A 19,932-nucleotide genomic window follows, 5' to 3' on the forward strand; every position below is an offset into this window, starting at 1 on the left:
AGATTCAGTGGCGATAGCTACGAGGCTCCACCTGTTCCCATCTCGAACACAGTAGTTAAGCTCGTAAACGCCGAAAGTACTTGGCTGGCGACGGCCTGGGAGGATAGGAAGCTGCTGATTAAGCGAAAAAGAACGCTCACCCTTATAGGGTGGGCGTTCTTTTTTGCCTAATCCGTAGGCACTTTCAATCCTTCTAGTGTCGTTCCAGCCCATTTTGTAGCTATATAATCTATATTATATTCACTATAACGGCCTGTAAGGAGGGAAATAGGGACCAGAGGAGCCATGCGATGTATGCGACCATTGCATCGCTTAGTTCCGAGCGTAAGATTTCTCGAAGAGAAATCCACAGCGAGGAACATACTGAGTTGTCGAACCGTAACTAGGTTATTTATAACGAAGTGACGCATTGAGTCATTGCATCACTTTCCCACACTGAGCGAAGCGAACGGCGGGTGATAGGGACCGTAAGCTCGTAAACTACTACCGCAGCAACGAGCGAAGCAACGTTGCGGACAGCACAAAGCTTTCTATCCGACCAGGCTTGCCCTACTCTAAAATATCTCATCCTTTCATATTCCGTATGCCTCATTGCGTCTATATTCTTGTATTTATCGCCACACTATGATATTCTCAATTAAGATGTTTTAGTAATAAAGAATCTTAACTTAGTGACTAAATATAGACACAAAATAGGGAGTGTTTTCGTATGCTTAGTTCAAATGATGTTGGTTATGATAATAAATTGAATTATCGAAAGTGCGATGTCAAAAATAAGAAAATAAAGCGCCGTTGTATTTTCACTATAACGGCTATAATTGCAGTAGTATTATCGTTTATAGTGGTGTTCCTTGGGTGCTGGACTATATCTAGCTATTATAAAATTGGTGGTGTACCTGTGATGAATTATCATGCTGTTAATGATATTAGCCATTCTTCACTTGTAGTAACTACCAGTGATTTTCGTGATGATATGAAGTATTTGGCAAATAATGGTTACACTAGTATAACCATGGATGAGTTATATAATTATTTAGTTCATAATGAATCCTTGCCTGATAAACCAGTATTAATTACTTTTGATGACGGTTATACTGACAATTATACGAATGCCTTTCCTATATTAAAGGAATATCATATGCAAGCAACGTTGTTTATGATTGGTGATGCTATTGGCACAGATCGTTTTTTATCAGCGGAGCAATTAAAAGAAATGGATGCTAATGGATTTCATATAGAAGCTCACACGTATTCACATAAGCGCTTAACCAATCTTGATGATATGACATTACAAGCCGATTTAGCTAAATCTAGAACTGTTTTAGAAAGTCTTTTACAGCGTCCCATACGATATCTTGCTTATCCACAAGGATTTAATAATGAACTAGTACAACAACGTACAAAAGATGCAGGCTATTTAATGGCTTTCACAGTGGCGCCAGGAACGGTTAAACCTGGAGATAATTTATTTGCTTTAAATAGATTATCTATATTTGAAGGTCTTGATCACTGGTGGATTTTGCGACTACGTATGCATGTACCAGAAATCATTAGAGTGACTTGGCATTTGAGGGATATATTGAAAGATAATGGATTTGTATTTTTATCCCAATTAGTACCTTTATTCTAAATTTGGGGTCAATGGTTTTCATTTCTATATATAATTATAATTTCGACCGCTATTGGTAATACTAATGGCGGTCGTTTGTTGTTGAAATATCGTGTATAATAAAACAATATAAGTAAATTTACAAATGAGGTATCACTATGGATGAAAGAGATTGGAGTATATTATTAACCTTGTATGAAGAGAAAAATATTACAAGGGCTGCTAAAAAATTATTCATTTCTCAGCCCTCATTGACAAGCCGCATTCACGATATAGAAGCACGTTTTGGCGTGAAAGTAGTAGTTCGGAGTAAACAGGGCGTTACTTTCACCGAAGAGGGAGAATATCTTGTTCAATGTGCTCGTGAGATGATAGAGAAATTACGAAGTATTGAACAGACTATCCAAGGTTTTGGCACTGATGTTAAAGGAACAATTCAATTGGCAACTACTGGATTGTTTACAAAACATGAGTTGCCTTTAATTATAAAGGGTTTTTTGAATTATATCCAAATGTAGAATTTAAAGTTAGGACGGGGCTTAGTGAACATATTTTAAGTCTGGTTAGTGAAGATAGTAGTGATGTAGGTTTTGTCCGCGGTGACTATGATTGGAAATAAATGGCTTAGGATACGCTTTTTTACCAGATTCACTGATACAAGGTGAAGAATTTGAGTGTATTCCCATGATACAAGCAGATGGCAAACCTTTGCTACGTCGCACATGGATGATGTATAAGTCTAGTCAGATTAAATCGGCGGCTACGAGAACCTTTATAGAGTTTATGTTAAGTTACTATCATCATTAAAATAACTGATTGAAACCATATGTGTTTCGTATTATCTTTTTAAATCATTATATAATAGAATTATATTAAGCTTTAGATAGTCCCTATATACATGGTACATTTAGTTTGCCTAATGGCGAGCTAGATACTTGCACAGTACCATGTATATGGGGACTATTTTTATTGTATAAATTTGATATATAATGGATATATTCTAATAATTTATAACAGTATAGAGTGGCTAGGCCACATAGTGTTGAAAATAAAGCGAGGTTGTTATGTCTCAAGAAGAAATTAAAGATAGACCTTTACGAGTATGTGTCTTAACTGTATCTGATACTCGTACGGTGGAAACTGATAAAGGGGGAAATACGGTTATTCAGTTTCTTGAAGAAGCTAATCATATAGTCGTAGATCGAAGTATTGTAATCGATGATTATGATCAAATCCGGTCGACTATGATTAAGTGGTTAAAATACGGTGATATTGACGTTATTATTAGTACTGGAGGTACCGGTATTGCTAAACGAGATGTGACTATAGAAGCTGTAGATAGTTTAGTTGAAAAAGCTATCCCTGGATTCGGTGAAATTTTTAGATACTTGAGCTATACAGAAGATATTGGTACACGTGCTATTGCATCTCGGGCCACAGCAGGGATAAATGGTAACACTATTTTGTTTGCCATACCAGGATCTGTAGGGGCAGTGACATTGGCTATGACTAAACTCATTATTCCTGAAATGGCTCATTTTGTAAGAGAGGCAACCAAGTAAATATATTAGTATTGTCAAAATAAGGTAAAAGCGAAGTAAAACGGACTGAATATGTCAAATGATAAAAATAGATAAAGTATATAAAACTGATAACATTAGTTTGTAAAATTATATGTAATCTCTAAGACTATCTATTTTTTCTATGCTATAATGAGAATATCAGTGACAGATAGTTACGATTTATTGATGGGACAAATTCTATCGGGAGGTTTCCATGGCTTTCAAACTAAAAGGGAAAGAAGAGAAATTCTTTGGCATTTTAGAAGAACATGCACAATTATGTCAAGATGCAAGCTTAATTTTGTTATCTGTTTGTAAAGGCGAGCTTGATAAAGCAGCAGGTTTTAGGGACATTGATGTAAAAGAAAAACGTGCTGATGAATTAGTGAATGAAATAGCAGAGCGTTTGCGTAAAACTTTCATCACGCCAATGGATCGTGAAGATATTCAATTATTGATTGAGCAATTAGACGATACAATTGACATTGTAAAGGATATTGCAGATAAAATGTTGATGTATCAAGTAGGAATAGCTAGTGAAGGTGTTGTACGTTTAGCGGAAATCGTTGCAAAATGTTTGAAACACATTAATAAATGTATTTCTTATATGGATAGTCTCAAGAAAAACTATATTAAGGTTGATGGACGTGTTCATGAAGTAATTCGATTGGAATCTGAAGCAGATACAATTTACCATGAAGAAATGGCAAAATTATTTAAAGAATGCTCTGATCCTATTGAGATTATCAAATGGAAGGAAATTTTGGCAGCTATGGAAGATGTTATCGATGGTTGCGAAGATTTGGTGGGAACATTCCGCCGGGTTGTGTTAAAGTATGCTTGATCATTATTTAGTTTGGGCCGTTGTATTTTTAGCATTAGCGTTTGATTATATCAATGGGTTTCATGACACCGCTAATGCCATTGCAACGTCTGTTTCTACTAGAGCGATTAATCCTAAAACGGCTGTTATGATGACGGCTGTCCTAAACTTTTTAGGTGCGATGATTAGTACTGGTGTCGCCAAGACAATTGGTGGCGACCTTGTTATGGATGCCAAAATGATTGACAGTGGCGTCATTTGTGCTGCTTTAATTGGTGCCATTGCATGGAATTTATTAACCTGGTGGTGGGGCATTCCAAGTTCTTCCTCTCATGCGTTAATTGGTGGCGTTATTGGTGCAGTTGGTTTCTCTGTAGGCTTTGATGCACTTAATGAGGCCGGTATCATTAAGATTTTTCTATCTTTAGTTATTTCCCCAATTATTGCAATGGTGGGCGGGTTCATTATTATGAAAGTCTTGCTATTGTTATTTGGTAGATTTTCACCGATAGCTTTGAATGATCGATTCCGTACGATGCAGGTTTTATCTGCAACGTTAATGGCCTTCTCTCATGGGTCTAATGATGCTCAAAAAGCTATGGGGATTATTACATTGACTTTGTTAAGCGGTGGTTATATCGACACTCTTGATGTACCAACATGGGTTAAAATTTCCTGTGCTATGGCTATGGCCCTTGGTACTGCTGCAGGTGGGTGGCGTATTATTTCCACAATGGGGAATAAAATCTTCAAAATGGAAACTATCAATGGCTTTGCCGCTGATTTAAACTCTGCTATTACCATTTTTACAGCTACATTTTTACACTTGCCTGTTAGTACAACACACGTTGTGAGTGGTTCTATTATGGGGGTAGGATCTTCTAAACGAGTGAAAGCTGTTAACTGGGGTGTTGCTCGTTCTATGGTTATGGCATGGTTTGTAACCATTCCATTATCTGGTTTGGTAGCAGCTTGCACATATTGGATTGGTTCTGTAATTTTCTAATATTAATACAAATATTTTGATGAGTGTTTGTTGTCATCATCGATAGAGTTCGCGTGCTATACTTAATCTTCTATTTTCAAGAGATTAAATATAGTGTTTAAGCGGACTCTATATTTTTTTCTTTCATAGTAAAAAGAATGATTTTTAATGCCTGTAAAGTGTGTATAAAGCTAGTAAATTGGTGAAAACTTTAAAACATTACAATTGCAGTTAAAACATTACAATTGCAGTATTATTTTATTTAGTTTATACTAATACTAAGCAAAAGAAGTATCCTAAGAGGAGAGGTAGGGGATGTAATGAGATTGAATCAGGCGACTGACTATGCGTTCCGCATGGTGTTGCATATGGCCGTATTACCAGAAGGCTCTAAAATAACTGGTGGTGTACTCGCGAGAGAACAAGTAATACCTGAACGGTTTTTATTAAAAATTATGAGAAGTTTAATTGCTGCAGGTATTATGAAGTCCTATCGAGGTGTAGATGGTGGCTTTTCACTTAACAAAAAGCCTGAAGACATTACATTGTTTGATGTAATTGTAGCTATTGAAGGTGATACATATCTAAAACGATGCTTGTATGATCAGAATAGCTGCTCTAAAGCTTGCTGTGGACATTGCTCTGTGTATGAAGTAATGGCCCAGATTCAGCATAATTTGACGAAAGATTTAAAAGCAGTAACCTTTGATAAATTAGCTGCTCGGGAAGTCGAAATTGCTGGTGAAGCATCAGTTTGTAATTGTCAATAATACCATTTTCACTAATAGTCTATAAACACTTGTTTGAGGCTTTCTTGTATTTTTATTTGCTACAAAATAAGTATTGTATTTAGGGTTTTAAGGAGGACGATTATGTTTGAAGCAGTGGACTTAGCTCGGTTGCAGTTTGCTCTAACATCTATCTATCACTGGTTATTCGTACCTTTCACATTAGGGATGACTGTGATTGTAGCGATTTTAGAGTGGACATATGTATCCACAAAAAATGAAGTGTACAAAAAAATGGCGAAGTTTTGGGGGAAATTATTCCTTATTAACTTTGCAATGGGTGTTGTAACTGGTATCGTACAGGAATTCCATTTCGGTATGAACTGGGCAGAATACTCTCGTTTTATGGGTGATATTTTTGGCGCCCCATTGGCTCTAGAAGCATTAACAGCATTCTTCTTGGAATCTACATTTATGGGCGTATGGATTTTTGGTTGGGATAAATTGTCCTCAAAAGCACATGCTACTGTTGCTACATTAACAGCTCTTGGCACTAATTTATCTGCATTTTGGATTCTAGTAGCTAGTTCATTTATGCAACATCCTGTGAGTTATGTGATTCGTAATGGCCGTGCTGAGATGGTAGACTTTTTGACGATTGTTCAAAATGGTTACCTTCCAGGTCAATTCAGCCATATCGTATTGAATGGCTCTATGACAGCTGGTGTTGTTATTATGGCTATTAGTGCATGGCACCTATTACGTAATAATGCCACTGATTTTTATGCTAAATCTGCTAAATGGGGGATTGTAGTGACAATCATTGCTGGTATATTAGGGGCTGGTGCTGGTCATTTCCAAGGTCAATACATTACAAAAGTACAACCAATGAAAATGGCTGCTATCGAAGCATTGTGGGAAACTCAAGATCCAGCACCATTCTCCTTGGTGGCTAATATCGATACAAAAGCACAAACAAATACAAGTGCAATTGAAATTCCAGGGGGCTTGTCCTTCTTGACTCAAGATTCCTTTACTAGCGGTAAAGTAGAAGGGATTAAAAATCTACAAGCAAAATACGAAGCAGAACATGGTCCTGGTAATTATACACCAGACGTACCTTCTATTTTCTGGTCCTTCCGTGTAATGGTGGGTGCTGGTTCTCTTATGATTTTAGTAGCATTACTTGCATTGCTTAAAGTTAAAACAGGTACTTTGGCATCTAGTCCAACTATGTTGAAAGCAATGTTCTGGATGTTACCATTACCTTATCTTGCTAACTCCACAGGCTGGTATGTAGCAGAAGCTGGTCGCCAACCATGGCTTGTATATGGATTGCAATTAACAGCTGATGGGGCATCTAAATCTGTAACTGCTCCTGAAATTTTGACTACAATCATTGGTTTCACATTGGTATATGTTGTAGCCGCTATTGCAGCGATTTATTTAGCTGTAGAGCATATTAAAAAAGGTCCAGAAGGTAATCATGCTCACGATGTAGTAGAAAAAGAGGAGGCAAGATTATGGAACTAATTACTAATAACCTTAATGTTGTCTGGTTTATCCTATTATGTGTGCTGTTCGCAGGATTTTTCTTGCTTGAAGGCTTTGACTATGGTACAGGCATCTTGTTACCATTCATTGGTAAAACTGACGTTGAACGTCGTCAAATGATTAATGCATTAGGTCCAGTTTGGGATGGTAATGAAGTGTGGATGATCACTGCTGGTGGTGCTATGTTTGCATCTTTCCCACATGTATACGCTACACTATTTAGCGGGTTCTACATGGCTCTATTCTTGATGCTTGCAGCATTAATTATTCGTGGTGTATCTTTTGAGTTCCGTAGTAAAAGTCCAAATTTGCTTTGGAGAAAAGGTTTTGACTACTGTATTTTCTTCGGCTCTTTGATTCCTGCTTTATTATGGGGTGTAACTGTTGGTAACTTGATTCAAGGTACTCCAATTGATGAATCTATGACATATGTAGGTACATTCTTTGACTTGTTGAGCCCTTACACATTATTGTGTGGTGTAGCCTTTGTATTGGTATTTACATACCATGGTGGTTTATTTACTTCTATTAAAACAAGTGGCCCAATTTCTGAACGTGCTCGTGCAGCATCTTTAGTTGTAGGTGTTCCCACTGCTGTTGGTGCATTAGCATTAGTTGGTGCAACCTATGCCTATACTGATTTATTTGATAGTACATTAGGAATTGTAGCTTTTGCGGCAGCTATCGTGTTTTTCCTAGTATCTTGGGGCGCAGCACGTACTCGTAATACTAAAATGGGTTTCCTATTTAGCTCTTTGACTGTTATTATGGTAACAGTAGCATACTTCGCTGGTTTATTCCCACGCATTATGGTTTCTAGTTTAAATCCTGCTTGGGACTTAACCATCACGAATGCATCTTCTTCTCCTTATACATTATTGTTGATGACTGTGGTAGCATGTATCTTTGTTCCAATTGTACTTGTTTACCAAATCTGGACATACTGGATTTTCCGTCATCGTGTAAGCGAAAAAGATCTACATTACTAATTGGCACATGATTAGCATGATCCAATTAATTAGGCGTGCTCATTGAGCACGCCTTTTTTATAGTTTATTTGAAAGGATTTACATGCTGAATCGGTTAGCAATTAAAGAAATAAAAAACTGCAAGTCTCAAACTATTATGCTGGGACTCACTAGCTTACTAGGGAGTATTTCCATCGTTGGTCAAGCTTGGAATTTTGCAAACCTTATTAATAATTTTATATTCCATGAGGCTACATTGGAATCTGAAACAGATAACATTATAGGCTTAGCTGTTTTCGTGATATTACGCCTCATATTTCATTATTTACAAGAAAAAGTAGCCAATCAATTGGCGCATGCCACGAAGGCTTCTCTACGTCATCAAGTATTGATACATATGTTTAGCCAAGGCTTACAACATAGAGAATCCCATGGGGATATGATTCATCTAATTGCAGATGGTCTAGACCAAGTAGAGGCATATATTGCTCGCTACATTCCACAAATATTATATGCTGCAATAATACCTCTCGTGATGGGGGTTGCTATTATCGATTCTGTACCTTGGATTGGTATTATCTTACTCTTAACGGTACCACTTATTCCGTTCTTTATGATACTTATCGGCAAGCAAGCCGAGAAAATGAATCAAGAGCAGTGGGAGCGTATGAGTTTCCTATCAGGTCATTTCCTTGATATGCTACAAGGTTTAGCCACTCTGAAGGTGTTTGGTCGTTCCAAGGAGCAAACGTCTGTTATAGGTCGTTTATCTGGAGAATTTAGGGATTCTACATTAAGGGTGCTACGAGTGGCCTTTTTGTCAGCCCTAGTGCTTGAATTGGTGAGTACTATCAGTACTGCACTAATCGCCGTATATCTAGGGGTAACTTTGCTTTATCGAGGCATTGAATTTCTACCAGCCTTCTTTATTTTGCTATTGGCACCAGAGTTCTATACACCATTTAGACAATTAGGTGCTGCCTTCCATACGGGCATGGCAGGGCAGAGTTCATTACTTAAAATTGATGAATTTTTGCAGAGCCCAGGGCAATTGCACGAAGGTGGTTCCATCGAACTAGCGGATCCTATACATAGTATCGAATATAAAGAGTTATCATACACGTATCCCCATAGTCACAATGGTGTTTCTGACATTACTATTTCTCTTACGAATGCAGAGCGTGTGATGCTTGTCGGTGAAAGTGGTGCTGGTAAAACTACGTTAGCCCATCTCTTAGCTGGTTTCCTAAAGCCAGAGAGACATACTTTGTTTGTCAATGGAGTAGATCTTTGTGATATATCCATGGAGTGGTGGCGTGAACAACTTGTGTACGTATCTCAACGACCACATATTTTTAAAGGAACTTTACGTGAAGCTATTACGTTTGGCCTTACTGTATCCGATGAGGACCTTATTGAGGCTTGTAAAGCTGCTGAAATTTATGACCTTATCCAATCTAAGGATGGACAATTTGATTTTGAAGTTGGCGAAGGTGGATTAGGTCTCAGTGGTGGGGAAAAACAACGGATTGCTTTAGCTCGTGCTTTTCTCAGGAAAGGTTCGGTTCTTATCCTTGATGAAGTAACAGCCCACTTAGATGTAAAAACGGAAGAGTCGATTTCTCGGGCATTACAGCGTTTAATGACAGGTAAATTGGTATTACTCATTGGACATCGCTTACAAACTATGTCCTGGGCTAATACACTATATGTTTTGCGTCAAGGGAGAGTAGAAGAATCTGGAACTTACGATGAGCTTATTGGTAAACACGGGTATTTCTATGAATTGATTAAGGCCGGTACAGGACGATTTGTAGAGGATATGACAGAAAAGCAGGATACTGTGGAACGTCAATCTGTAGTAAAGGGCTCTCTTAATACGAACTCTCTTGCTAATAGCAGGCCTAATACAGTAACGTCCTATCCTATAAGTGTAAAACCAGTTGTAGATACGGTTTCTAAGCAGTCCTCTTTTATGGGAAAATTAGGTCTCTTATTCTCCGTACTAAGTCCGGCTAAATGGTCTTTAGTATTAGCCTTTATTTTCTCCTTCCTTACTGTATTTATGAACGTAGGTTTATTAAGTACATCTTCCTGGTTATTGGCCAGTGCCGCATTACATCCTGGCATTCACTACCTCAGCATCTCCATCGTAGGGGTTCGATTCTTTGGCATTAGTCGTGCCGTATGTCGTTATTTTGAACGATATACATCACATCATATGGCCTTTCAAGGGTTATATGGACTTCGTGTATGGTTCTACGAGCATTTAGAGCCTTTAGGTCCTGCCATATTTAAACGATTTGGTGCAGGTGACTTGCTTGGTCGTATTATGTCAGATATCGAAGTCTTACAGTTTTTCTATTTACGTGTATTAATTCCACCTATGGCAGCCGTTGTATTGACAATTCTTGTCATGATGGGCGTAGGATATATTTCGACAACCTTGATTTGGATTGTATTAGCTGCATTTGTTATAGGCGCAATTTTGATTCCTATCTATGTGTATCAATTTAACAAAAAATCCTTAGTTACTGTAGCAACTGTACAAGGGCAGGTAAAGCGGGAGATTACGGATATGCTTGATGGATTGGGGGATATTATTGCCTACGGTCAACGTCAGCATGCTTATGAAAGTATTACAAAGGCCTTTCAAGTAGCTGAGGATGCAAAACATAGAATTAGTGAGGGCACAAATCAGGGAAATATCTCTTTTATGGGTCTCGTTCAAGTGACTATGATTATTACTGCTATAGTGGCAGCAGGTGTCCTTGAAGGTACGTGGGCTAGCGTGTATGTAGCTGTGGCTGCTATCGGTGTACAGGCTTGGTTTGAAGCATTACAGCCAATGACTATAGCCTTGCATCATGGTTATGAGAGCGCCGTAGCAGTAAATCGGTTGCATACGTTAGGTACATCTAGACCAGCTGTAGTAGAGGCGACGAATCCTTTACTGATAGATAGCGGGGTGCAAGCTATAGATGATATTGTGTTAGATCATCTATCCTTTGGCTATGATGATACAAAGGTTTATAATGATTTATCTATGACTATCAAGTCTGGGGAGTCTGTAGCTATCGTTGGTGCTAGCGGTTCGGGTAAAACAACGCTTATCAATATTCTAGAACGATTTTATGACTATGAAGGTTCTATTCGGGTGAATAACCATGATTTAAAAGACTATGATATTGAGTCTTGGCGAAGTCAAATTAGTGTTATTTCTCAAGATACGTATATTTTCCATGCTACGGTAGAGGAAAATATACGTTTAGCGAATCCCTATGTAGAGGAGTCCGTATTACGCGATGCTATTGAATGGGCATCATTAACAACGCTTGTCAATCGATTACCCAATGGATTGCAGACTGTCGTTGGTGCTGGTGGAATGGGCCTTAGCGGAGGGGAACGTCAGCGTATCGCTTTAGCTCGTATGTATTTACGTCAAAGCCCAGTACTATTGCTTGATGAACCATTAGAAGGCCTTGATCAGGTAACTCGTAATGACATTCATCGCAAATTAATGACTTTCATCAAAGGTCATACAGCCATTTATATTACACATCATTTGGAAGGTATTGACCAAATGGATCGTATCGTATTTATGGAACAGGGGCAAATTATAGAATCTGGCACATATGAAGAACTCATTGCATTACGTGGTAAGTTCTGGGAATATTGTTGCTTGTCCATGGCTCGAATTTAGAGCGAGTGTATTCTAAGATATAGCAAAATGTGGTATAATCCATATGTTATAGGACATATTAACCCTGGAGGGGCTATGAATACATTTTTCGCCAATCTCAAGTCGTTACTGACTGATGGTGAAAATTCTCAGGATCATACAGTCGAACAAAATACACCCGTAGTTAGGGACGATGTGCCTGTACAGCGTGAATTGTTCGATCATCAAGTACTGACCATAGAAGAAGATGTGATCAATCGCATCCTTCGTGCTAGCATTCGTAAGCACTGGTTCTTTTATTCCGTGACCTTTGAATTTGAGCCAAATAATCATGTGTTCCTATCCATTATTTCGAAATGGGGGAATGTGATTAATGTGGAGTATACAATTGAAGACTTGTGGTTTGATGATTATACATCGTCATTTGCCATTAAATTAGATACCAATAATATAGATACAGGCGGATTTATTTTAAACTCTATTCTTCATCTCATCGGTAATTGGAGTCTCAATTTATTTGGGGTATTCTTCAATCCTATTGAGCTCGGTGAGAATGGATCAACACTTCGTTTTGAGAAGAATGGTATTATCCAGTTTGATCTCAATAAAGATACGAGTTTGAAAAAAATGATTCCGTTCCCAGAACGTGAAGTGGGGAGTAAAGGTCCAGTATTACTGGCTAACCCTAAAACGAGTCAGTCCATACTGCAATTGGACTATTATTCCTTCCATGATGAAGTGGATACTTTTGTGGCGCCTGATGTGCCCACAAAAACGAGCTGGTTACGTTCTGTTGATATTGCAGCAGTGTTGTTGTTGCCAATGGGGGTGTGGATTACATTCCTCATTTTGCATCACTATTTGCCAACGGAAACGCTAGACTTCTCATTCTCCACGTACTTTTTGATTTCACTGGGGATTTTTGTCATTTCCTTCTTGGTGATGAATATTCCGCGATACATTTATATGTACTTTGATTCGCGAAAACATTGGCAAAGTGCATTTGTGCACAACAATATTAAAATACAAATGCGTAAGCTTCATCGTCGTATTTTCACATATCAAGCATCATTGACAACGGATTGTGAAATGACAGAGGCTGTTGAAAGCCAAGAACGTATTAAAAATTTGTTATTACAAATTCGTGATAAGCGATTTCTTGTGCAACGCCTCAAATTGGCTGATGATGACCGGGACAGAAAACAAAAGGTAAAATTTATCATCGCCTATATTGGCTGTACATTATTTGAATGGATGCTGTTGGTGAGATAAATAAAGACTAACTATTGCATCTATATACATTAATGAAATGGAAATCTAAATATAGTAAAAAACCTTGCTACTCAGATGAATAGCAAGGTTTTTTTATAACTCGTATATTATGTTGTAGCTCCGTCGTGGGACTGAATCAACATAGTACAAATTTATTTGTTTTTAGAAATAGCAGCTTTACGGTGGGCTAAATTTTCTTTATCCCGTCTTTGTTTACGTCTAATAGATTCTGGGGGCAATCCAAATTTATTTTTTCTTTTATCACCTGGTAGAATCATTAATAGAAAAGACACAAATGCTAAAATACTATGCAAGATAATCGATGTAGAAGGCAATGCATTATAGGTATACACAAAGGTAATGAAAAACGGCCAAATTAATGCTGGTAAGGCGGGGGCATTTAAATCCTGTAGTCGTCTTGCGAGTACTGTACAGAGCAATGGAAAAATTAATGCTTGGCAAAGTCCAATAAAGAGTCTGAGCCCCCAATAGGCAGGTAATGTAACGATGATATTAATCATATTTTGATAGAAACTACCTAGTATATGAAATACAATCATCAGTCCCATATAGCCAATGATGAACTGCACTCGATTTATGCGTCCCTGTAAATTAAAAATAGGGATATTTAATTGTCGTCCTTGATAGGCAATAAACATACCAATAAAACCGATTACTAATGCACGGCCTATGGCGTAAACGATAACCATATATACTCCCGAATATTACGTGTCATATACAAACAGTCCAATACATTCTATCAGTATAACATAAATGAGTAAATTCTGTACAATTTGGCCGATTTTCATCGAGTTTTACGATGAAAGACCCCATACATAATCTGTATGGGGTCTTTCATCATTGTAGCGCTATATGTCTTGTACAATATGTTGAATAGTATAAGTTAGGGCTACTCCATTAATTAGGTACGCTCTGGATTTGGTAAACTAATTAATTCTGGTAACATTAATTCAAAGGCGATGCCGTGTTGCATGCTTTTGATATTGTCTACGGTAGCTTGAATGGAATGCGTTGTAAATGTCATGGCAATACGAGCTGCTTCATATGGTGTGTAGCCGCGCATGACACAGCCAGCGAGGACGGATGTAAAAATATCTCCTGTGCCGGTGGCTTTCACAGGTACAAGGGGAATAGATAATTTTTGTAAATCATCATGAATGCCGTCGTACACGGCCACAACAGCATGCGTTTCTGATGGTACGCTTGTCATAATGACCATGTCTGGTCCCATATCGTGTAGTAAACGACAACGGCGTTTTAGTTCATCGTCGCTGATTGGATCAGTGGAGAAGGAGATATCTAGGAGAAAGCAGGCCTCAGTATAGTTGGGTTTTAAAATGTGGGCATGGGAAATGAGTTGACGCATAGCATCTACCATGGTTGGTGTATAGATGGAATAGAGGTGGCCATCATCCGCCATAGCTGGATCGACGATGACCATTTGGTTTTCCTTGCCAAATCGTGCAATAGCCTCCTCAACGAGATGTATTTGTTCTGGTGTTGCTAAAAATCCGCTCACGATAGCTTGGAAGTCAACGTGATTTTTTTCCCAACAATCCATAAAATCTTTGAGGTGGTCGGACAAGTCGACGAGTTCGTGGTAAGGATATTCTAAATGGTTGCTGAGCACTGCAGTGGCTAATGGCACTGCTTGTGTTTTGAGAGCACTTAAAATCGGGAGCATCACGGTCAGTGAGCAACGACCGATGGAGCTCATATCTTGTATAGTTAATATGCGTGGCACAGTATTCATGGATTACCTCCTAATAAACATTAGTTTTATTGTAATTCATAGGGCATGGTGTGTAAATACAGAAGGTCACATTATAAGTGAAATATTCAAAGTTTTACATTTATAAACTTGAGAAGTTAGAGAAAACCCTTTTTTACAACGAATGTATAAAATGTATATGTTTTTATGTATACATGCGCTAAATAACTGTATTATTAGGTAAAGCATGATAAAATAAGGTGTATCTATATACATACTAATAGAAAAGAGGATGACTATGGGTCGTTACATATTACAGCGCTTAGGTAGCTCATTAATTATCATATGGATTATTATTACCATCACATTTTTGTTGATGCACGCCATTCCAGGCGGTCCTTTCACGGCGGAGAAAAAATTGCCGCCTCAGGTGAAAGCCAGCATTGAGGAAAAATATCATCTCAACGATCCGTTGTGGAAACAATACACGGATTATATGGGGCGCATCGTGCAATTTGATTTGGGGCCGTCCTTTAAATATGAGGGGCGTTCCGTCAATGAAATTATCGATGAATCCTTCCCCGTGTCGGCACAACTTGGTTTTGGTGCCTTGCTAGTGGCCATTATCGGTGGTATTACAGCGGGTGCCATCAGCGCCATGAGACCTAATTCTTGGATTGATTATCTCGTGACCATTGGGTACACCTTAGGAATTTCGGTGCCTACATTTATCATTGGTGCATTGCTCGTATATTGGTTGGGATTTACTTTCCACTGGTTCCCTGTAGCTTTGTGGAAGGGACCGTCCTATATGGTATTACCGGTATTGACACTAGCGGCGCAACCGATGGCATTCATTGCGCGATTGACACGTAGTGGTTTGCTGGATGTGTTTGAACAAGAATACATTAAAACGGCTCGAGCAAAAGGCCTAAGCCAATCTGAAATTTTATTAAAGCATGCCCTAGGAAATGCGATTTTACCGGTTATTACCTATATTGGACCATTGGCGGCGGCATTGCTGACCGGTAGTTTTATTGTGGAAACGATTTTTGCCATACCAGGATTGGGCCAATACTTTGTTACATCCATTTACAATCGTGATTACACGGTGATTTTAGGGATTACCGTATTTTATAGTGCTCTCGTAGTGGGACTTAATTTGGTAGTAGATATGATTTACCCAATGATTGATCCACGGGTGACGATGCAGGAGGATAAGGATTAATGGAAAATACAGATTTTTTACCATTACAACGAACTGATGCCTCGGCGGAGTCCGTCTATGTGGCGAGACCGAGTGCATGGTATCGATTGCAACAAAATAAATTAGCCTTAGTAGGCTTAGGGATTATCGTTGTTATGATTATCCTGGCTATCGTAGGGCCTATGTTCTCTAGCTATACTTATGCGGAGCAAGATTTGATGGCGGCCAACCAAGGCCCTAGCAGTGCCCATTGGTTTGGAACCGACACATTGGGGCGTGATCTCTATACACGTGTTATGTATGGGGCACGTATTTCCTTAACCATCGGTTTTGTGGCAGCCCTAATCAATTTAGTGATTGGCGTGATTTATGGTGGTGTGTCGGGCTTCTTCGGTGGCAAGGTAGACCGCGTTATGATGGGCATCGTGGACATTCTTTACGGGATTCCACTATTACTATATGTCATTTTATTGATGGTGGTCCTAGAACCAGGCTTGACGTCTATCTTTATTGCCTTGGGCATTGCCTACTGGCTCACAATGGCTCGTATTGTGCGTAGCCAAATCATCAAAATCAAGAAGGAAGAATACGTTATTGCCGCTCAATCCATGGGTATTCCTTCATGGCGTATTTTATGGCGTCACATTTTGCCTAATTGCGCGGGACCTATCATTATCACTATGACACTAGCCATTCCAGAGGCTATCTTTACAGAGGCCTTCTTGAGCTTTATCGGCCTTGGCGTGAGTGCGCCGATGGCTAGTTGGGGCGTCTTGGCGGCAGAGGGCATCAATAGTATGCGCAGCTATCCATTCCAATTGATTTTTCCAGCCTTAGCGATTAGTATTACCATGCTAGGATTCGCCTTCTTTGGGGACGGACTTCGTAACGCCCTCGATCCAAAGGGAGGTGACAAATCATGATGAATGTAGATATGCACGCTAATCGTGATGCGGAATCAGTTGCGTCAAACATGATGCAACCGAATATGAGTGGTATGGAACATATGAATGAACATACTGATGTACTTGTTAACGTAGATAATCTCTGTGTCACCATCGATACATTCCGCGGTCCATTACAGGCGGTGCGCCATAATTCTCTCACCGTTCGAGCCGGGGAAATACTCGGCATCGTTGGCGAGTCCGGCTGTGGTAAATCTGTAACGGCCAATGCTCTTATGGGTTTGTTGCCCCTACGAAATACGGTTGTGACGGCGGATACGCTTATGGTGGATGGTCATGATTGTCGCAATTATACGGAATCCGACTGGAATACTCTTCGCAGCAGTACGGTGGCCATGGTGTTTCAGGATCCTATGACTGCATTGAATCCAATTTTATCTATCGGCACTCAATTATACGAGGTCATCACTCGTACGCCAGCCTATGGTGAAAGTTACGACAAACGAGCTATAGCCATCGATTTATTAACTAAAATGGGGATTTCTTCCCCAGAAAAACGATTAAAACAATATCCTCACGAATTAAGTGGCGGCATGCGTCAACGCGTAGTCATCGCCATGGCGTTAGCGGGTAAACCAAAATTAATCTTGGCCGATGAACCGACGACGGCCCTTGATGTGACCACAGAGGTGCAAATTTTAAAACTATTGCAACAATTGGCGAAGGAAGAAGGAATCGGTGTTATCTTTATTTCCCATAATCTTCGTGTGGTAGCACAACTTTGTGACCGCGTTATGGTTATGTATGCCGGTCAATGTGTAGAATCAGGTTCTGTAGAGGATATTTTCCTTAAACCGTCTCATCCCTATACACAAGGTTTACTACGGTCTTTACCACAAGGAAAAGCACGAGGCGAGCTCGTGGCTATCGAAGGGCAACCACCAGATGTGTATGTATTGCCAACTGGTTGTGCCTTTCACCCACGGTGTCCAGATGCTATGAATATTTGTGCCAAAGAAGAACCGTTAATGTCTGGTCAAGTGCAACATGTATACCGGTGCTGGCTTGCGAGAAAGGAGGCATCACTATGAGTTATTTATGGGAAACCAATCAATTAGTGAAAACCTTCTCGGCTGGTTCTAGTTGGGGTCAAAAACAACAGGTCTATGCGCTGCAAGGTGTTAGCCTCTATCAGAATCAAGGCGAAACCTTGGGTATCGTTGGCGAATCTGGCTGTGGTAAATCTACCTTTGGTATGACATTGATGGGATTGCACCAACCTACCTCGGGAACTATTACCATGAATGGACAGGTCATTAATCCTGTCAGGAATAAACAAATTATTCAACAGACTATGCAAATGGTGTTCCAGAATCCCTATGCATCCTTAAACCCACGCATGATGGTGCGGACGATGTTAGAGGAACCTTTATTGGTACATACCAATCTATCCCAAGCGGAACGTCGTGACCGCGTAAATGAGGTGCTTTCACAAGTGGGAATGGGACCAACACAGGGCGAGCGTTACGCTCATGAATTCAGTGGCGGTCAGCGTCAACGTATCGGTATTGCTAGGTCTCTCATTATGAACCCTAGTTGCATCATTTGTGATGAGCCTATTTCAGCGCTGGACGTGTCTATCCAAGTGCAGATTATGACGCTCTTGGAACGATTACAACAGAATCAACACATGTCATACGTGTTCATTTCACATGATTTGAACATGGTGCGATATATTAGTCATCGCATGGCCGTTATGTACCTCGGGGCTGTGATGGAGGAGGGTTCGGCTGAGACGATTTACGCACGACCCCTACATCCCTATACCAAGGCGCTCTTGGCGGTGAATGGCCCGGTTGTACCACATATGCCATTTGGCCAAATTTTAGAAGGAGAACCGCCAAATCCAATTAGCCCACCTAAGGGTTGTTTATTTAGCGGGCGATGCCCTGAGGTTGAGCCTCGTTGCCTCACTGAACGGCCAACGCTCAATACCGTAGATGGCCGACAAGTGGCTTGTTTTCATTGTGAATAGGAGAATTCATATGGAACGCATTTTAGCTGGGAAATCCTTGGAACACGCGCTGCAGGCGCTCATTGATGAGCGTGCGCCTCAAGGCAAGGTTTCCTATTTACTAACAACATTGGAGGATGACGAGAATATGCGCATCGTTGCAGCCCGTCATGAATCCCATATTCATACAGGGGCGAGCATGGTGAAAGTCCTCATTATGGAGTATTTATTCCACCTCTCTCGTGAAGGTCAACTCGATTTGGCTGATTCTATTTCCTTGAGCAAAACGCCTCGTGTAGAAGGGGCAGGCGCATTGCAAGAAATTAGTTCTAAACATAGTTTCACCTATCTCGAGTATTGTCGTCTCATGATGGTACTCAGTGACAATTGGGCTACGAATATTTTGATTCAAGCCCTTGGTATGGAAAATATTAATGCTCATGCAGAAAAACTAGGCGTATCCAATGTGACTATCAATCGCATGATGATGGATATTGAGGCACAACAAGAGAGACGGGAAAATACCATTTCTGCTCTCGATTTGGCGTTATTGTATCAACACATATATAATCTTCGCGATGAAAGCCTTTATGGTAGTGAAATGTGGAATATTCTTGGTCGTCAACAATATCGCGATGTGATTCCATTCCATTGGGGAGACCATGTGAAGTTTTATCATAAAACAGGTTCCTGGGATCAAGTGATTCACGATGGTGGTATTTTGCAGACTTTGCGTGGCGATTTCTGTATTATCGTCCTAATTAGTGATGTGCCAAATGATACGGCAACAGAGCTAGGTGCTGCCATGGGTAAAACCATTAAGGAATTTATTGAGGAAGCATTGCCATGAGTGTATTACGTAAATTACGAAATATAATGGTAGGAGACCAG

17 protein-coding genes and 1 rRNA gene are annotated in these 19,932 nt (G+C 39.7%); 16 read left to right on the forward strand and 2 right to left on the reverse strand.

Annotation, left to right across the window (positions count from 1 at the left end):
* Window positions 1–3 precede the first annotated feature (3 nt).
* The 11 genes from rrf (at window position 4) to RVY80_RS07270 (ending at window position 13,183) form a co-directional block, all read left to right on the forward strand.
* A 5S ribosomal RNA gene (gene rrf / locus RVY80_RS07220) occupies window positions 4–120 on the forward strand.
* 589 nt (window positions 121–709) lie between these two features.
* Window positions 710–1,630, forward strand: a complete 921-nt coding sequence (locus tag RVY80_RS07225; protein WP_317330083.1) for a polysaccharide deacetylase family protein — start codon at window positions 710–712, stop codon at window positions 1,628–1,630.
* Between the two features lie 137 nt (window positions 1,631–1,767).
* On the forward strand, window positions 1,768–2,127 hold the full coding sequence (locus tag RVY80_RS07230) for a LysR family transcriptional regulator (protein ID WP_317330085.1): 360 nt from the start codon (window positions 1,768–1,770) through the stop codon (window positions 2,125–2,127).
* Window positions 2,128–2,673: 546 nt separating this feature from the next.
* Complete coding sequence (locus RVY80_RS07235) at window positions 2,674–3,171, forward strand: MogA/MoaB family molybdenum cofactor biosynthesis protein (RefSeq protein WP_295191358.1); 498 nt, start codon at window positions 2,674–2,676, stop codon at window positions 3,169–3,171.
* Between the two features lie 214 nt (window positions 3,172–3,385).
* Entirely contained in the window at window positions 3,386–4,015 is a 630-nt protein-coding gene (locus tag RVY80_RS07240) for a DUF47 domain-containing protein (protein WP_317330087.1), read from the forward strand.
* Window positions 4,008–5,000: an inorganic phosphate transporter gene (locus RVY80_RS07245; protein WP_295192367.1), complete on the forward strand. Its 993-nt coding sequence runs from the start codon at window positions 4,008–4,010 to the stop codon at window positions 4,998–5,000. Before RVY80_RS07240 ends, RVY80_RS07245 begins: the two co-directional genes overlap by 8 nt.
* A 299-nt stretch (window positions 5,001–5,299) precedes the next feature.
* A complete protein-coding gene (locus tag RVY80_RS07250; protein WP_295191366.1) occupies window positions 5,300–5,749 on the forward strand; it encodes an RrF2 family transcriptional regulator in 450 nt (149 codons plus the stop codon).
* 102 nt (window positions 5,750–5,851) lie between these two features.
* The gene (locus RVY80_RS07255; RefSeq protein WP_295192365.1) at window positions 5,852–7,240 is read left to right on the forward strand and encodes a cytochrome ubiquinol oxidase subunit I; all 1,389 of its coding nucleotides are present in this window, start codon (window positions 5,852–5,854) and stop codon (window positions 7,238–7,240) included.
* A complete protein-coding gene (gene cydB / locus RVY80_RS07260) occupies window positions 7,231–8,250 on the forward strand; it encodes a cytochrome d ubiquinol oxidase subunit II (RefSeq protein WP_295191371.1) in 1,020 nt (339 codons plus the stop codon). The genes RVY80_RS07255 and cydB overlap by 10 nt, the downstream gene beginning before the upstream one ends.
* 82 nt (window positions 8,251–8,332) lie before the next feature.
* Window positions 8,333–11,932 carry a thiol reductant ABC exporter subunit CydD gene (gene cydD, locus RVY80_RS07265; protein WP_317330090.1) on the forward strand — a complete coding sequence of 1,200 codons (3,600 nt, stop codon included), beginning with the start codon at window positions 8,333–8,335 and terminating at the stop codon, window positions 11,930–11,932.
* Between the two features lie 75 nt (window positions 11,933–12,007).
* On the forward strand, window positions 12,008–13,183 hold the full coding sequence (locus tag RVY80_RS07270; RefSeq protein ID WP_317330091.1) for a hypothetical protein: 1,176 nt from the start codon (window positions 12,008–12,010) through the stop codon (window positions 13,181–13,183).
* Window positions 13,184–13,335: 152 nt separating this feature from the next.
* Here RVY80_RS07270 and RVY80_RS07275 read toward each other — a convergent pair whose 3' ends face one another.
* Window positions 13,336–13,893, reverse strand: a complete 558-nt coding sequence (locus tag RVY80_RS07275; protein WP_317330093.1) for a DUF805 domain-containing protein — start codon at window positions 13,891–13,893, stop codon at window positions 13,336–13,338.
* Between the two features lie 212 nt (window positions 13,894–14,105).
* Window positions 14,106–14,957, reverse strand: a complete 852-nt coding sequence (locus RVY80_RS07280; RefSeq protein ID WP_295190454.1) for a pyridoxamine kinase — start codon at window positions 14,955–14,957, stop codon at window positions 14,106–14,108.
* 256 nt (window positions 14,958–15,213) lie between these two features.
* Here RVY80_RS07280 and RVY80_RS07285 point away from each other — a divergent pair, with 256 nt between their 5' ends.
* The 5 genes from RVY80_RS07285 (at window position 15,214) to RVY80_RS07305 (ending at window position 19,891) form a co-directional block, all read left to right on the forward strand.
* Window positions 15,214–16,143 (forward strand): ABC transporter permease, encoded by a 930-nt coding sequence (locus tag RVY80_RS07285; protein ID WP_317330094.1) that lies wholly within the window; start codon window positions 15,214–15,216, stop codon window positions 16,141–16,143.
* Complete coding sequence (locus RVY80_RS07290) at window positions 16,143–17,045, forward strand: ABC transporter permease (RefSeq protein WP_295190459.1); 903 nt, start codon at window positions 16,143–16,145, stop codon at window positions 17,043–17,045. The genes RVY80_RS07285 and RVY80_RS07290 overlap by 1 nt, the downstream gene beginning before the upstream one ends.
* Window positions 17,046–17,128: 83 nt before the next feature.
* A complete protein-coding gene (locus tag RVY80_RS07295) occupies window positions 17,129–18,118 on the forward strand; it encodes an ABC transporter ATP-binding protein (RefSeq protein WP_411040757.1) in 990 nt (329 codons plus the stop codon).
* The gene (locus RVY80_RS07300; protein WP_317330096.1) at window positions 18,115–19,062 is read left to right on the forward strand and encodes an ABC transporter ATP-binding protein; all 948 of its coding nucleotides are present in this window, start codon (window positions 18,115–18,117) and stop codon (window positions 19,060–19,062) included. Before RVY80_RS07295 ends, RVY80_RS07300 begins: the two co-directional genes overlap by 4 nt.
* Before the next feature lie 10 nt (window positions 19,063–19,072).
* A complete protein-coding gene (locus RVY80_RS07305; protein ID WP_317330097.1) occupies window positions 19,073–19,891 on the forward strand; it encodes a serine hydrolase in 819 nt (272 codons plus the stop codon).
* The last annotated feature ends 41 nt before the right edge of the window (window positions 19,892–19,932 follow it).

The organism is Veillonella absiana (genome assembly GCF_032970865.1).
Lineage (GTDB): Bacteria > Bacillota > Negativicutes > Veillonellales > Veillonellaceae > Veillonella > Veillonella absiana.